The sequence below is a fragment of the Catenuloplanes nepalensis genome, from assembly GCF_030811575.1.
Classification (GTDB): Bacteria; Actinomycetota; Actinomycetes; order Mycobacteriales; family Micromonosporaceae; genus Catenuloplanes; species Catenuloplanes nepalensis.
Genome location: NZ_JAUSRA010000001.1, coordinates 5374852 through 5392267 on the forward strand (window position 1 = coordinate 5374852; position 17416 = coordinate 5392267).

Annotated in this window: 3 protein-coding genes; 1 reads left to right on the forward strand and 2 read right to left on the reverse strand. The window is 73.1% G+C overall.

All coding sequences use genetic code 11. The features are described from left to right. A complete protein-coding gene (locus J2S43_RS23160; protein WP_306832523.1) occupies nucleotides 1-14781 on the reverse strand; it encodes a coiled-coil domain-containing protein in 14781 nt (4926 codons plus the stop codon). Between the two features lie 300 nt (nucleotides 14782-15081). Here J2S43_RS23160 and J2S43_RS23165 point away from each other — a divergent pair, with 300 nt between their 5' ends. Further along, nucleotides 15082-16806 carry a CocE/NonD family hydrolase gene (locus J2S43_RS23165; RefSeq protein WP_306832525.1) on the forward strand — a complete coding sequence of 575 codons (1725 nt, stop codon included), beginning with the start codon at nucleotides 15082-15084 and terminating at the stop codon, nucleotides 16804-16806. Here the strand turns inward: J2S43_RS23165 and J2S43_RS23170 are convergent, their stop codons facing one another. After that, nucleotides 16807-17391, reverse strand: a complete 585-nt coding sequence (locus J2S43_RS23170) for a formylglycine-generating enzyme family protein (RefSeq protein ID WP_306839402.1) — start codon at nucleotides 17389-17391, stop codon at nucleotides 16807-16809. Between the last annotated feature and the right edge of the window lie 25 nt (nucleotides 17392-17416).

Here is a 17416-nt window from a genome sequence, read left to right on the forward strand (position 1 = left end):
TCAGCAGTTCGTCAGGATGTGCGTGGCGACCTCGATCGACGTCGCGAGGCGCGGGTTGGTGGCCCTCAGGTCGTCACGCAGCGTGTCGAGGCGGCCGATCCACGCGGTCCGGTCGATCGGGTCGACGCAGTTCGGATTGCGAACCTCCTTGGGCGCGTCACTGGGCCTGCGGTACGCCGAGGCGACGCCACCGAGCTTCTCCATGATGGCTCGTTGCGGCGTGCCCTCCGCCATCGGATCCGCGTCGAGTGCGGACGCGGGCAGGCGCAGCAGCTCGACGATCTGCTCGAAGACCGTAACGTTCGCCCTGTCGGTGGGATTGACCGCGGTCGCCCGTACCAGCGTGAGGCCCTGGTCGTGGGTGAGCGCGCCGTTCATCATCAGCGCGAACAGCAGGCCGTCCATGGCGAAGCGCTCCGCACGCGTGCCGGTGGTGGACAGGTAGTCGTAGACGAACCCGGCCACGGCCGGGTCCCGTGGTTCCACGGCCGGCCGGTCCTCGATGTCCAGGATGGAGGTGACCGTCGGCCGCAGCCGTTCCGCGCCGGGTTCGGGCAGCGCACCCGCGGCGCGGGTCACGTCCAGCGCGGTCCGGAACGCCTCCAGCCGCGGGTTGCCCCGGCCGCTGTCGATCAGCCGGTTCAGTGCCGCGCCGGACGCCGGGGCGTGCAGTTCGGTCAGGTGCGTGCGGTGGAAGTCGGCCGCGGTGGCCCAGGTCTCGGACATCGTCCAGGCGCCGACCGTGCCGGGCAGGTGCACGCCGCCGTCGGCTTCCGGTGCCCGGCCGGGGAGCTTGCCGGCGTCGGCGAGGAGCGACGCGTTGAGCCGGGTCTCCATCCGGCGGCCCTCGCCGTCCACCGACTGCAACAGCCAGACCGGGTCCCAGCCGGCCGTGGTGAACTGGATGATCACCGGCCCGTGCCGGTCGCGGATCGCGTCGAAGCCGGTGGCGGTCGCGTTGGTGGTGACCACGATCGGCGAGATCTTCATCCGCGCGAAGCCGGTCAGCACCTGGTTCAGCTCGTCGATGACCGGGCCGTACTGCTTGGCCGTGCCGCTGAGGTCGGCCGCGACCACCGGGCGGCCCGCGGACTGCCCGAACCGGCGGACGTCGGCGGCGTGCGACGCGAGCTTGCCGCTCCACGCGCCGAGCAGCCGCGGCGCCATGTCCGGCACCGTCTGGGCCGGCACCGCCTCGGCCGGCACCGCCTCCGCCGGCACCGCCTCCACCGGCACCGCCTCCACCGGCACCACCTGGGCCGGTGGGGCGGTGGGTGCGTTGGCCGGCGGGGCGGTGGGTGCCTTGCCGCCCTGGGCGAGCGCGTCGCGCAGCTGCTGCTCGGCGCCGTGCCACGGCGACGCCGAGGTGATCCGCCCGGCCCGGTTCTGGGTCGGGGGGAGGTCGGCCAGCGGCTGTCCCCGGCCGACCGCGCCCGCCGGCAGCAGGCTCGCCAGGTCCGCGACCGCGCGGCCGGTCTCGTCCAGGAGCATCACCTCGGTGTCCGGGCCGGTGAACAGTTCCTCGTGCGTCGGCGCCCGGTTCTGCGCGGCCGGCGTGCCCTGCGTGCTCGGCTGCATGGTGCGGGCCCGGGACAGGTCGGCCGGCGCGCCGGTGAGCAGGCCCTGCTGCTGGCTGTCCACCCAGCGCATCTGACCGCCGCCGGCCGACATCAGCCAGAAGATGTGCGACGGCCCACCCGCGACCCGGGACGGCGTCTTGACCAGCGCCATCGTTCCGGCCCGTGCGGTCATCGTGTTCCACAGCGCCTGCGGGTCGTTCAGCTTGGTCAGCCGGCCGCCGAGCCGCTCCAGCAGCGTCGCCACCGTCGGCTGCGCCAGCAGATCGGTGCTGGCGTTGCCGTTGCTGGTCCGGCGGTGGACCGCGATGAACGCGCCGTACGCCCGGATCACGCAGTCCTCCGGCGGCACGGTCTGCGGGTCGCCCCGCAGTTCCACGTCCCGGGTCCAGCCGGTCAGCCGGGCGAGCGCCGCGGCGCGCTGCGCGTCCCGGCTCAGGTTCGGCGCGGTCACCGGGGTGGTGAGGAACCGGGTGAGGTCGGCCCGGCGCTGCTGCGGGGTGCGCCGGCTGAGGTCACGCACCGCGGCGTCGTCCTGCGCCGCGGCGTAGAGCTGGGCGTGGTGCGCGATGTCGGTGCGGAACCCGGTCTGGGTGAGCCGGCCGGTGGCCTCGTCCGGGCGCGGCGCCTCCATCATGCCGGGGAAGTCGCGCAGGTACCGTTCCGTGTTCGCGGCCGGCAGCATGACGATGATGCCGTACGGCACGTCGCTGCGGACGTACGAGCGCTTGTTGTTCTCCTCGCCGAGCAGCGTGACGTCGAACCAGTAGTAGTCGTAGTCGCCCTTGCGGAACATGTTGTGCTCGACGTAGTCACCGGCCGAGTTGTGGAACTTGGTGTCCTGGTCGCCGCCGGCCTCCCGGCCCGCACCGCCGGTCGCCCGGTCCGGGCCGAACGGTCCGCCGACCTCCAGCTCGAACGGCATGACGTGGTAGCCGCGGCTGGTCTCGTGCTCCCGCTCGTTCTCGGTGGCGGACTCGGGGAAGCTCATCGAGTTGAAGCCGCCCCGGCTGAGCCAGCGGCCGTTCCTCAGCACCGCCTGCGTGGTGAACCGGTCGCCGCGCGCGCCCGGGACCACGTAGTCGCCGTTGAGCAGGTTCGGCGCGTTCGCCCGGACGTTGCTGCGGTTGAACTCGATGCCGAGGCTGACCCGGGGCGTGGAGAGGTCCTCGTAGTTCGGCACGGTCGGCGGGGAGCTGAACCGCTCGGCGCCGTTGAGCCGGGAGGCGGGCAGCCAGGTCAGGAAGTCGTTCATGTTGAACGCCTCCAGCGCCTGGATGCCGTCGGCCTTCGCCAGCTCCTTGCTGAACGCGATCGCCGCGGTGAGGTCGGCCGGTGGGTTGTCGGTGAACGAGCCGTTCACCGCCTTCGTCGCCGGCGCCGGCAGATCGGTCCGGATCCACCGGCCGCTCGCGCCGGGCGTCTCCACGACCCGCGGCAGTCCCATCGGTGTCCGGCCCTGCGGGGCGGTCAGGTGGGTCGGGGTGAGCAGTCGCAGCCGTCCGTTCCGGGTGAGCGTGTTGCCCGGCCGCTCCTTGAAGATCTTGCGCCAGGCCGTACCCAGGAAGCTGTTCGTGATCGCGTCCGACATGGCCGTGGCGGCCCTGCCCGCCTGACCCCCCAGGGCCTGCACGCCCCGGCGCGCCTGGCCGTCCAGGATCATGTCGACGCCGGAGAGCACCTTGGAGCCGGCCTCGCCGAACAGCGAGAGCGCCTCCACCTGGTCCTTGGCCTCGAAGAACTCCAGTTTGTACCGCACACCGGCGCGGAACTCCTGCGCCTCCGCACTGCTGGTGGTCGCGCGGCGGATGTCCCGGTCGGTCGACTGCTCCAGCGTCCGGGCCTTGCTCTTCGACTCCCAGCTGGCCTGCATCACACCGGTGACGCGGGTGCCGTCGGCGGCGGTGCCGCGGCCGTCGGCGTGCACCGACTTCTTGATGCCCACCTCGGTGGTCTTGCCGTCCTTCGTCTGTTTGAAGGCCTGGCCGCCCGTGGTGATCTTGACGTCCGGGCGGGGCCGCTCGTAGACCAGCGGCTCCTCGGTCGCGGTCAGCCGGATGCCCACCCGGCGGATCGAACCCGCACCGGCCGGCAACGTGATCAGCAGATACAGGCCGTCGGTACGCACCGTGTGGTAGTTGGCCCGGACCGCCGCGTTGCGGTACAGCGACTCGACCGCCCGGCTGATGGTCACGTCGTTCAGGTCGACCTTCATGCCCTGCAGGTGGCCGCGGACCGCCGGCAGCACCTGGCGGGCGTCCAGCCGCTCCAGGTGCGAGGCGGCGAACGACACGTCCTGGTGGATCGGCACCAGCTCCTGGGTCTTCGCCGCCGGTGCCTTCAGGTCCGCCGCCGGGACCGGCAGCCCGAGGTCCGGCAGCACGGTGTGCGGCGTGGACGTCTCCGCGCCACGCTGGATCTTGGTGATCCGCCGGTCGGACCGCAGCACACCGTTCTTGGACCGTTCGTAGGTGAGCACGTAGAACGCGTCCATGTTGTGCGTGTAGCTGCGGCCCTCGTAGGAGGCCATGTTCAGTTCCAGGCCGCCGGCCATCTGGGAGAGCTCGTGACCGCGCGCGCCGACCGCGCCGAGGCTGCCGCCGAAGCCGACGTAGTTACCGGTGCTGCTGGAGACCTTCTGGCCGTCGTGGTCCGCGGCCTCGTGCTCGCTGCTCTCGCCGGACGGGTCGCCGTGGTGGTCGTCCTGCGGTGTCTTGCCGTGGTCCTGCTCCTTCGGCGGACCGGTCTTGCCGCCGAAGGTGAACAGCGCCTCCGCGCCGAGCATGGTCTCGCCCTTGCCGGCGGTGTGCCGGTCGGCGACCACCCGGTTGTCCGCCTCGACGTACTGCTCCAGCGCCGGCTTCTCGGTCGCGTGGCTGTAGGTCGCGTCGCGGAGCACCAGGTTGACCCGCAGCTGCCGGGTCCAGCCGTCCTTCGACTCCAGCGGCACCACGTATCCGGTGCGGGTCAGCGCCTCGGCCGCGTGCGGCTCCAGGAAGTCCGGCGTGATGCCGGTGGCGAGACCGTCCTCCAGCCGGTTGCGGTCGCCGCGTTCGGTGATCTTCCGCAGCACCAGGTCGACCTCGTGCTGGTCCACCGTCCAGTCCGCGACGCGGACGAAGTGCCCGGCCTCGGCCGCCACGTGCCGGACCCGGTTGAGCCACACGTAGACGCCGTTGATGCCCTCGTCGATGCCGGTCACCACGCCGGCGCCGTCCGCCCCGCCGAGGTAGGCGTCGACCGCGTCGATCTCCGCGGCGGTCGGCCGGTTCGCCGCCTCCGTGTCGTCGACCAGCGGTGTCCGGTCCGCCGGCTGCGGGCCGACCGGCAGGATCGCGTTCGGGTCGGACGCCGCGGGCCGCGGCGCGGCGACCGGCGCGAGGTCCTCGGTGTTGACCCGGACCGGCGTGTAGACGTCGTCGCCGGACAGCTCGCGGTGGATCGAGTTCACCACCTTGCCGTCCGGGGAGACCGCGGTGACCGTCGCCTCGTACCGGGTGCCGTAGACGAACTTGGTGACCTCGCCGCCGGTCTTGCGGCGGCGGTACTCCTTGAACGCCAGGTCCGCGCTGAGCGCCTTGTCGACGTCCCGGGCGTACCCGATCTCGATGAACTTGATCCGGGCACCGAAGAAGTTCGCGATCTTGACGCGGGCGGTGCCGTCCAGCCCGGTGCCGAACTCGGTCGAGTGGTGCTCGTGCACCGTGTAACCGGCCTGGCCCTTGCCCTGGACGTCCATCGTGATGTCCTGCTCGGTGCTGACCTCGCGCAGCTCGTCGAGGATGCCACCGATGTTGACCTGGAACGTGTACCCACCGAACTTGATCTCGTTCGACACGCCGCCGTCGTAGAGCGTCCGCTGGCTGCCGCGCAGGCCGGGCGTGCCGAACTTCAGCGCGATCTCCCGGGCCAGCTGTTGCGCGGTCGCACCCTTCGGCAGCAGGCCGACCTGGCGCATCTGGTGCTCCAGCACGTCCGCGACCAGCTGCACGATCTGGTCGGCGCCGGGCATCTCCTTGACCGAGCCCTGCCCCAGGCCGGCGCGGTTGACCAGCGCCAGCGGCTCCCGGGTCGGCGCGGTCAGCGGGATCAGCGGGGCGCTCATCCGGCCGTCGGCGTGCAGCACGAACCGCTGGGTGCCGGCCGGCGGCGCCGCGATCGCACCGGCCGCGGTCCGGGCCGGGACACCGGGCCCGAGCGTCTGGCCCGGCACCCGGTGGCCGTCCATCCGCAGCAGTTCGACGTGCGGCGCGTCCCGGAACAGGTTGCGCAGCGCCTCCGGCACGCCGGGGCTGAGCTGCACCTGGACGTAACCGCCGCGGTCGGCGGCGAGGAAGTCGTTCGCCCGTACGGTGGCCCGCGGCGGGTCGGTCCGGGGGGTGAGCGGCTGGAAGGCCAGCGGATTGAGGATCAGGTCGCCGACGACCGGCCGGGTGACCGTGCCGTCGGCGGCCGTCCGCACCGGGCCCAGCCGGTGCGCGCCGAGCACCACGCCCTGCGGGTCGACCAGATATCTGAACGTCGCGTCGGTCCGCTGCCCGGGCGCGTACGTGAGGTCGTCGTCCGCGAACCGGACGATGGACCGGTCGCGCTGCCGGTACGCCGCACCGCCGGTCTCGGACGGGTACCGCGGCCGGAACATCAGCCCGTACCCCTGGGGCAGTTTGTCGCCCTGGATGTGGATCTCGATGGTCTCGCCGATCGACTTCAGGTACAGCGCGGCCGCACCGTGCAGGCCCTTCTCCGGGAACGGCGCCTCGGGACCGGCCGGCCGCGCGACCGGCTGGTAGGCCGGGTTGGCGACGAACCGGGCCGGTGGGCGGACCATCACCGGCTGCCCGGCCGGGTCCAGCACCGGCGCGTTGCCGTCGTCGGTCCGCGGTACGGGCACCGGCGCCAGCTCCCAGGCGCCCAGCACCGCGCCGCCGGCGTCCAGCAGGTACCGGAACTGCGCGTTGCCGGGCCCCGGCGTGAAGTCGCCGTGTGCCCGCACGACGACGTTCGCGGCGTTCAGCGACGCCAGGGTCGCCGGCAGCCCGGCGTGGCCGTCGACCGTCACCTCGATCGGGCCCTTGCGCGCGGCCGCGAGCAGCTCGTTGAAGTGCCGCATGCCCTTCTTGCGGAACGGCTGCGGCATCGACGGCGTGGGCCGGATCGCGGCGCCGACCCGGCTGTGCGGGTTCCGTACCGCCGCGGCCCACCGCTTCGGGTTGAGCCGGCTGCGCTGGGTCGGGCCCTCCGGCATGCGGAACCTCTCCCGCAGCACCGGGTCGGACATGGCGTTCGCCTCGAAGATCGCGGCCCGCTGCTTCGGCAGGCCGAACTCCGTGGTGATCGGCGCGTCGACGTCGATCGTGCCCTTGTTGGTGTGCAGGCGCAGCTGCAGGTTGACCGTGGCGCGGTAGCGCACCAGGTCGTCCTTGCGCATCGTGGCGGTCTTCGCCTGCGCCTGCGTGCCGACGCTGCGCTTCACGCTGCGGTGCCAGCGCATCTTGATCGCGTCCCACCGCGGCATCAGGATGTGGTGCCCGGCGTGCACCGGGAACTCGACACCGGCCCGGAAGCCGGCGCCCGAGCCGATGCCGCGCGAGACACCGCGGGTGACCGTGGCGGCGATGTCGTTCCGGATGATCACCTGATCGGCGACCGTGACCCGGCGCAGCTCGGTCAGCGCGGACTCGACCGTGACGTGGCCCTCGAGGTGGTCCCGCCGCTTGACCGGCGAGGGGATCGTGAGGTCCTTCAGCCCGAGCCGGCCGAGCGGCAGCGTGACACCGCCCCGCTTGCTGAACGGCACCTTGAAGAACGGCGACACCCAGCTGCCCGTCGACCACCACTGGTTACGGTCCTTGCCGGTCTTCTCGTTGAACATCTCCTCGCGCAGCTCGTGCACCGCGCGCGCGGCCCCGGCCTTGGTCATCCCGAAGTCCGGCGACCGCAGCCGGGACTGCAGCTGTGTCAGCAGCTCGTCGAAGTCGGCCGCGTTGACGACGTAGTCCTCGGCCTCCAGCGCCTGCGGGTTGGTCACCGAGTCCGGCGCCCCGACCGACGTCGAGTGCGAGTCGTCGACCGAGGACAGCTTCTGCGGCAACGCCAGCAGCAGGTGTTTCGGCAGGTCATGGGCGAGGATCTGCTCGCCGTCCACCTCGATCACCAACGCGGTGTCGGCGGCGAAGTCGTGCACGTCGTTGAGCAGCGCCCGGTTGCCGGACTGCTTCTCGACCGTCACCGCCTCCTGCCACTGCAGCTCGCCGTCGGCGCTGACCCGCAGGATCGGGCCGAGGATGTGGTCCATCGTCTCGTTGGCCACGTGCCAGAGGAAGCTCAGCGGGCCGACGACGTTCCAGCCCTTGGTGCCGCCCCAGGCCCGGCCGGCCGTGGTGTCGCCGTACTTGCTCTTCTGGTGGTCGACCTCCGGATCGGCTTTCGGGTCCGGCTTGCGGTACTCCATCGCGCCGGGCTTCGCATAGACCCGGACGAAGTGGTCGCCGATCATCCGCCCCGCACCGACCTGCATCAGCCGCTGCCAGTCGTTGTTCGCCTGGTGCGGATCCCGGTCCCGGATCAGCGTGTCCAGCCAGGTCAGCAGCTCACCGGCGTGGACCTCGGCGCGCGGCGCCGTGCTCCGCACCGACGCGCGCAGGCTCGCCTTCTGCGCGTCGCTGAGCGGGTTGACCTTCTTGACGAAGCCGTCGCCGAGCACCCGCCGCTCGCTGACGAACCACGACGGGTTCGGCGTCCGGACGTGCTCGGTGATCGCCCGGACCCCGGTCTCGTTCTGCGCGGTGTCGCGCAGCTTCTCCCGGCCGCCCTCCGCGGCCGGATCCGACCACCAGTCGCCGGTCACCGTGGCCTGCGGTGCCACCAGGCGGCTCACGAACGCGTCCCGGGCCGCCTGCTTCGCGGCCAGATCGGTGGCGAGCGCGGGGACCCGGGCGGCGGCGGTCGCGTCGGCGAGCGCGGCCCGGTGTGCCGTGTCCGCGGCCGTGACCGCGTCGATGAGCGCCTGGTACTGCCGGACCGCGTCGTCACGGGCGGTGCCGGCGTCCCCGGCGGCGCCGGTGAACGTGTCGTGCACGCGCCGCATGGTGATGACGTCGGCCTCGCGGGAGGCCAGCTCGTCGATCCGGTCGGCCGGGACGGTACGGCCACTCGCGGTCACCATCCGGCGGACGTCGTTCTCGACCGCGTCCTCGTCCACCAGTTGGACGCCCGGGGCCTGCAGCTTCGCGACCTCGTCGGCGAGGTGCCGCAGGTAGGCGAGGCGGCCGACGTCCGCGGCGGTGACCGCGGCGCCGCGCCCGATGATCGCGTCCAGCTCGGCGCGGGCCGCCGCCGCCTCCGCGACCTGCGGCGAACCGTCGTCCGCGGCCTCGGCGAGGCGGTCGGTGCGCACCTGCAGGTCGTCCAGCGCGAAGCCGGCCCACTCGGCCGCCTGCTGCCGGTAGTGGTCCACCTGCGTCTGGATCGCCGCGCGCCGGCCGACCGCGGTCTGCGCCGCGGCCCGCGCGGCGGTCAGCCGGTTCCGCAGCCCGGGCAACTCGTCCGCGATGGCCTGCCGGTCGCGGATCAGGTCGGTGATCTCCTGATAGAGCGCCTCGACCCGGTCCTGCGCGGTACCGCGCTGCCCCTCCAGGTCGGCGAACTCGCGCTGCCGCTGCCGCCGTTCGACGTCGATGCCCCGGACCGCGTCGTCCGCGCGCTCGATCGCGTCGCGCAGCGCCTCCGGGTCCGCGGTGGCGTCCGCGGCCCGGAACGCCGCCCGGGCCGCGTCGGCCACCCCCTGCGCGTCCCGGCTGCGCTGGTCGATGCGGGCCAGCGCGGTGGCCACGGTGTCCAGCAGCCCGTCGAGCTGATCGATCCGGGTGTTCCGGGTGACGACCTCGTTCTGCCGGTTGTCGATCTCCCCGGTGACCGCGGCCTGCCGCGCCGGCAGCGCGGCGATCTGCGCCTCCAGGCCGTTGACCGCGGTGCGCTGCGCCGTCCAGTCCGCGTCGTACTGGTCGCGCAGCGTGTTCAGCCGGGTCACCAGGTCGTCGATCGCGTCGAGCTGCGTGGTGAGGTCGTCCGCGTCGAGCCGGGTCTGCGCCGCGGCGACCAGCGCGTCCACCGCGGGCACCGGGTCGGGCAGCAGGCCGGTCGTGTTCGTGGCCGGCGGCGCCATCCGGGGCCGGGGGCGGGTCGGCAGCATGCCGGCCTCGCTGCGGCCCAGCGGCGCGTCGATCAGCGCGGAGGCCAGCCGGCCGGGGACGGGCCGCTCCGCGGGCGTCCAGTCCAGCACCGGGTTGTCGGCGAGCCGGACCGGGCGGATCGCCTCACCGAGCCGCCACTCCGGCGCCGGGTCCGCGGTGAGCCCGAGCGCGTCGCGCAGATCAGCGGGCAGCGGCACGGTACGCACCTGCGGGCCGTGCTCCGCGTCGCCCACCATGACGGTGTCCGTCACGGTGCGCACCCGCCCGCGCAGCTCGGGCTCGGTCAGGAAGGGTTCCAGCAGCTCCCGCCACACCGCGGCCGGGTCGGCGAAGCCGGCGACGACCGGTGCGACCGCAGGCAGGTAGAGGTCGCCCTGGCGGAATCGGAGGTGCCACACCAGCGTGGCGGCCAGGCCGGGCAGCACGGCCGCCCGCTCGGTGTCGCCGAAGCTGCGCACCGGCTCCAGCGGGTCCGCCCGGTACCAGCTGCCCGCCTGTCCCATGGTCACCGACCGCAGGCCGGGCAGCTCGCCGTCGGCCGCGAGGTGCCGTGGGTCGAGCCGGGCACCGATCTGTTCGAGGATCTGCGGCCCGAGCCACATCGCCAGCTTGCGGCGCATGTCCATCGCCGGGTGGTCGGTCAGGTCGAGGGCGCCGGCGTACCCCTGGAAGAGCTCCCAGATCGGCGCCATCAGCTCGGGCTGGGTCGAGGCGTAGTTCTCGCTGACCAGGTTTCGGACCTCGCGGATCGCCGGGTGGTTCCGCGCGCCCAGCACGCCGGAGACGTTGAACGCGCGCCCGGTCTCCGGGGTCGACGGTCCCTCGTGGACCGCCCAGCCGTGCGCCTCGAACAGCGTGCGCACCTCGGCGGCGAACGCGGCCGCGTCCTCGACGGCGTTGTCGCCGTCCGTGTAGAACCCGCCGAAGTCCTCGATGATCCGCCAGAGGAGCACGTCCACCGCCGCGCTGAACGCGTCCACGGTGTGCCCGCCGAGCTGCGCCAGGAACTCGGCGTCCAGCGGGTTCGACTCGTGGTAGACGTCCCGGACGGAGATCACCCGGATGCCGTTGTCGCGCGCCCACGCCAGGCCCGCCTCGGTCGGCGTCTCGGTCACCCAGAGCGTGGTGAAGTAGCCCTCGGTCGCCAGTGCCCGGGCCTGCTGTGCGGCGCCCGCCATGAAAGCGGCGGCGGTCGCGTTGTCCGGCGAGATCGCCGACCCGGCCCAGACCATCGGCACGTGCAGCGGCATCTCCTGACCGGCGGAGTTCCGCAGCACCGTGCCGTTCTCCGGCAGGCCGTCCAGCGTCACCGGCCCGGTGCGCGTGGTCAGGTCGAGCCGCTGGAAGTACGCGTCGACCTGGCTCGTCCGGACGGCGGACGGCGAACGGGCGAAGTCCGGGGCCGGCGCCTGCTCGCGCACCCGGAAGAAGTCCCGGCCGAGCGCGGCGTGGTAGGCCGCGCCGTGGTCCATCCCGGCGCGCAGCGCGCCCCGGGGCTCCGGGATCAGGTTGCCGTCGTCGCCGGTGACCACGATCTGCGGGGGCGTGACGACTCGCGCCGCCTCGGGGGCGGTCACCATGATCTTCGGGAGGTCCGGCAGGAACGCGCTGAGGCCGGTCACCGGCAGGGCCACGGCCGTGCCACCGATCGCGGCGGCGTAGTCCCGCAGGAACTCGGCGGTGGGCACCCCGTCGGCCTGCCAGGAGACGACCGCCTGGTCCGGGCCCAGCCGTGAGGTGATCCGTGCCAGCTCGTCCGGGCGCAGCAGGACCGAGCCCTCGACGCCGTCCTGGGTCGCGGGCACGCGCACGTACCCGTCCTGCTGCTGCACCGTGACCACCGGCAGGCGGTCCCGGGCACCGTCGCCGTGCGGGAGCCAGTTGATGCCCTGCATCCGTTGGAACTCGCCGGTCGGCAGCAGCATCAGCACGGGCCGGCCGGAGACCGAGGTCTGCCGGACCAGCAGCGAGATGTCGTTGCCGATCCGGAAGCCGCCCAGCCCGTCCGGCCGCAGCGTGCCGCCCGGCAGCTCGGCGACCGGCCGGGGTGCCTCCGTCATCGGGTTGTGCTCGGCCTTGCCCTCCGCCGCGTACTTCATCTCGCCGATCCGCGCCGGCAGGTCCACCTGCGCGGAGATCCGGCGGGCCGCGTTGTCGGCCCAGCGCATGGCGTCGCCCGGGCCGGGCGTGCGCACCTTCAGGCTCATGAACCGGCCGGACTTGGTGTTGATGTCCAGCATCCCGCCGACCGTGGTGATCAGGCGGAGCTCGCCGCTGGTCCGCCCGCGCGTCGCATGCAGCAGCGACGCGATCGCGCCGGTTCCGGGAACGATGTGCTCCGCGCCGGAGATCGCCGGGTGCCCCACCGTGTTCAGCGTCTCCACGACGTGCTCCAGCGTCAGCCCCGGGAACTGCTCCGCCCAGGCCTCGAACAGCGCGGTGAGCTGATCGGCGCCGACCACGGACGAGCGTTCCAGCTCGGCGATCGCCGCGACGGCGTCCCGCAGCTCGGCGGCGCGCGCGGCGGCCTGCTCCGGTGTGGCGGTCCGGACCGCCTCCGCCGCCGCGTCCCGTGCCCGCATCGCGGCCGGGAGATCCTTGTGGACCGGTACCTCGCTGGCGATCCAGATCCGGCCGTCGGCGTCGGTGAAGTAGTGCCACTCCGCGCCCGGCCGGTCCTCCAGCATGTCGATCCGCAGGTCGGACAGCGCCATCCAGGCCGCCGGCCGGCGGACCAGCGCGAACGGCACCGCGCCCTTGGCCTCGACGACCGCGCTCTCCCACGGCTGTGCCGCCGGCTGCTGCCACTTCCCCTTGGCATCGCGAACGGGCGCCGGTGCCGGACCCGCCGCCTCCGCCGCATCGGCCGCCACGGTCCCCGGCACCGGCTTGAAGACCGGGTTGCCGGACGGCGACCGGACCGGCCCGTCGTCCTCCAGCTCGGGCGTGCCGGGCATGAGCTTCGGCGCCTCGGTGAGGCCGTAGACGTCCCGCTCCTCGTACTTGACCTTCTTCGGCCAGACCGCGGTGCCGTACTCGCGGTCGAGGTCGACGGCGCGCCGGGCGAGCTCGTCCACGTCCGTGCTGAAGACCCGGAGGATGTCGTCGAGCTGGAGCTCGCGGGAGAACTCGGCGAACCACTCGCGGGTCCGGCCGGCGTCGAGGTTCCGGCCGGCCGGCAGCATCTGGCCGCTCAGCCACTCGGCGAAGTTGGCCCGGAAGCGGTTGACCCGCGTGTCCAGGCCCTGGAGCGTGAACCCGTTGTCCCGGTAGGCCCCCTCGGAGAGCGTCGCGTCGGCGAGCGAACCGGCCTCGGCCGGGTACCACGGGTCCATGCTGAGCCGGCCGGCGTACGCCTCCGCCGACTCGATCCAGTCGTTCAGCGCCTCGGTCAGCGCCGCGGGGTCATCGGCGTTCGCCGCCCGCTCGACCCGGGCGAGGTGCTCCGGCCAGTCGATCGGCACGTCGAGACGTTGCAGCTGGGCGGCCTCGGTGTGCCGGGTGCCGTCGAAGTCCGGGCCGGCGCCGAGTCGTACCGTGCGGGTGCCGAGCCGTTCCGACACCGCGCCCACGTCGCTGGACATGCCGATCACCGTCGCCTGCCGCCCGGTGTTCAGCGCGATGAGGACGTCGTCGAGCTGCGTGTTGACGGTCAGGTCGAGCCCGTGCGCGGCGGCCCGGTCCGGCAACGCGAAGAGCTCCGGCGCGCGGTCGCGCAGGCCGTTGCCGGGGTCCGGCCCGATCAGCAGCACCCGGCCGTTCGGGTACTGCCGGCGCAGCCCGTCGACCAGGCTCTCCAGCACGATCGACGGCAGCGCGACGCCGTCCGGATCGGCCACCCGCCCGGTGCCGACCGCGGTGGAGAAGACGAAGACCGGCTCGGCACCGGTGAGCGCCAGCGCGTCGACGAGCGCGGTGGCCGGGGGCGTCGCGACCGGTGCGGCCGGCTTCGGCGTCGCGGCCGGTGCGAGGTCGCGCAGCGTGGTCGGCACGCCGTCCGGGTCCAGCACCGTCACCGTGGTGCCGGGCGCGCGCAACTCCCGCAGGCGCGCGTCGTTCTCGGCCTTCGGGTCGAAGCGGGCGACCGGCTCGTTGTCCAGCTCCGGGTTGACCCAGTAGACGCCCTGGTCCAGGGAGACCAGCCAGCGGAGACGGTCCTCCTTCAGGCCGAGCCCACCGGTACGGACCATGGCGAACGAGCCCGGCACCGCCTTGAGCCCGTCGTGCAGCGCCTTCGCGGCCGACGTGCCGGACGGCGCGAACGAGGCCGGCCGTTCACCGGCCGCGGCCGGCGCGAACGCGTTCATCACCTCGGCCACCGTGGACGGCAGCACGGACCGGGTGAGCAGGTCCAGGTCCAGAACCTGCGACCGGCCGGCCCCGGCAAGGTCGCCGTCCGGGATCGTCGGCACGCCGACGCGCGCGCCCGGGTCCGCGACGGTCGGCACACCGGCCAGCGCCAGGCCGAGCGCCATCTGGTACGAGGCGGCCACCGTCGACGGCGTCCCGGTGTCGTCGAACGTCGGCCGCACGCCCAGCCCGTCGCGCAGCCGGGACGCCTCGTTCAGCAGCGACCGGATCCGCTCGAACCGGCTCAGGGACGGGTCCACGGCCAGCCGCGCCGCGCTCTTGAGCGTCTCGCGCGCGGCGGCCTGCGCGCGCGGCAGCACCCGGATGCGCTCCGGGATGCCCGCGGTCTCCAGCCCGCGCGCGTCCACGCCGACGACGATCGGGTCCAGCTCGGTGCCGCGCTGGAACGCCGCGTCCTTCTGCACCCCGAACGACTCGGCCAGCTTCCGCCAGCCCGCGATGTCGGCCCTCTCGCCGACGGTGGAGCCGATGACCAGCGCACCCCTGGCCGCCGGGGGGAGTTCCCGCAGCGTGGACTGGACCCGGGTCACCGACGACGGATCGCCGATCGTGGTGTCGCTGAGGAACACGAGCGTGCCCTCGGTGAGGCGGCCCGCGTTCATCGCCTTCATCAGCGAACCGATATCGACGGGAGTCGTCATCGGACCGTCGTGGAAGTAAACGCCCGATGGAATTGGAATGAACCGGCCGTCGGCACATATCTGAAAGAAGGCACTCGAGCTGGGCACGGCGTCTCCCTGACGGTATGCGACTGTCCGGAACCCCTTTCTACGAGTCGGCGAATATGCCGGTTCACGGACCAAATTGAACCGTTGCTTAAGGAGAGTCGATCATCGCGTTCACCTGGCGTGAACGAGGCTGAGCCGACGGTGAGACGGGGAACCCGCGCGGCGACCGGAACCGATATCATCGACACATTTCCCTACCTGGGTGGAGGACGCGTGGTACGTACCCTCATCGCCGCTTCCCTGGTCCTGGCGTCGGTCGCCGCCGGGGCACCCGCGCAGGCCGCCGGCGGCCGCACGACGATCGTGGTCCGGGACGGCGCGACGCAGCCGGTCTTCGACTACGCGACCGCGATCAACGAGGACGTCTGGGTCGAGTCGCCGACGGACAGCGACCACGACGGCGTCCGGGACCGGATCCACCTGAACATCACCCGGCCCGCCGAGACCGAGACCGCGGGCCTGCGCGTCGCCTCGCTGATCATGCCGACGCCGTACGGCGGGGTCGCGCCGGAGGTGCCCTACCCGAGCGTCGACGTCGACCGGCTGCCGCAGGAGGGCATCCACTCGAAGTCGGCCGCCGCGACCGCCGCGAACCGCGCGCTGACCAGCCTGAACGCGGCGCCGGCCGCGGTCAGCACGTGGGAGTACTACACCACCCGCGGGTACGCGATGATCGCGATGGACAGCATCGGCACCGCCACCTCGACCGGCTGCCCGGACGCGGGCGGCCCGGACGAGATCGTCTCCACCCGCGCGGTCGTCGACTGGCTGGACGGCAGGGGCCGGGCGTTCGACGCGGACGGCGACGTCGTCTCCGCCCGCTGGTCCGCGCGCAGCGTCGGCATGTACGGCGTCTCCTACAACGGCACGCTGCCGATCATGGCGGCGATCACCGGCCGGTCCGCGCTGAAGACGATCATCCCGATGTCCGCGGTCACCAGCTGGTACGACTACTACCGCGCGAACGGCCTGGTGGTGGCGCCCGGCGGCTGGCAGGGCGAGGACCTGGACATCATGGCGCGGTACGTGCTGAGCCGCGCGAACCCGGAGGCGTGCGCGCCGAACGTGGCGTGGCTGTCGCAGGCTCAGGACCGGGTCACCGGTGACTACTCCCGGGTGTGGGCCGCGCGGGACTACACCGCGCAGGCCGGCAACATCGAGGCGAGCGTCCTCGTGGTGCAGGGGTTGCAGGACTGGAACGTCAAGCCCAAGCAGGGCGTGCAGCTGTGGGACGCGCTGCGCACCGAGAAGAAGCTCTGGCTCTACGACCGCGGGCACGGCTCGTCCTGCGCGCCGGAGTTCGCGCCGGCCATGCACCGCTGGGTCGACCACTATCTGTACCGGGTGGACAGCGGCATCGAGGACGAGGCGCCGGTGACGCTGGAGGACGACGCCTGCGCGGTGACGGAGACGACCACGGCGTGGCCGGTGCCGGGCACCCGGGACGTCACCTATCCGCTGGCCACCGGGCAGCCGCGGACGGACACGTTCGTCGACGCCGGGCGGACGCTGACCGCGGAGCAGCTGCTCTCCCGGCCGGAGCACGCGCTGTCGTACCCGCTGCCGGTCCTGAAAAGGGACACCCGGCTCAGCGGGACGCCGTGGATCACCGCGGACGTCAGCATCGACCGGACCGCGGCGAACCTGACCGCGCTGCTGGTCTCCTACGCGCCGGACGGCACGGCCACGATCCTCACCCGGGGCTGGACGGACCCGCAGAACCGCCGGTCGGTGTGGCGCTCCGAGCCGGTCACGCCGGGTGAGACGTACCGGCTGCGCTGGGACCTGCAGCCGGTCGACCGCACCATCCCGGCCGGTCACCGCCTCGGCGTGGTGGTCATCTCCACCGACTACGACTACACGCTGCGGCCACTGCCCGGGACGGAGGTGTCGATCCGGCCGGTCAGCAGCACGATCCAGCTGCCCGTCGTCCGGTGATCACGTGCTGCGGGCCACCCGGAAGCCGGCGTCGTCCAGCATCAGGCTCGGGTGGCTGCGGCGGCGGGCCGAGGCGCGGCAGCTCCAGCGCTCGTCGAACCAGCCGCCACCGCGCATCACCCGGTAACCGCCGTCGTGGGCGTCCCAGCACCAGTCCCACACGTTGCCGAGCATGTCGTGGAAGCCCCACGCGTTCGGCGCCTTGCCGCCCGCGGTGCGCAGCCGGTCGCCGGAGTTGTCGCGGAACCAGGCCACCTCGTCCAGCGGCCCGTAGTGCGGGCCGCTGGACCCGGCCCGGCACGCGTGCTCCCACTCCGCCTCGGACGGCAGGCGGTAACCGTCCGCGTCCCGGTCCCAGGTCATGCGGCCCGCGTCCACCCGGTAGACCGGGGCCAGCCCGTCGCGCGCGGACAGCGCGTTGCAGAACAGCACGGTGTCCCACCAGGTCACGCCCGTGACCGGCAGCCGGTCGTCACCGCCGTCGGCGGGACAGCGGCCGATGATCTCCGCGTACAGCCCCCGGGTGACCGGGAGCGCGGCGAGCCGGAACGATGCCAGCCCCTCGCACGCCGGGACCGCGATCATGCGCTCGGAAGTGTCCACCGGGGTA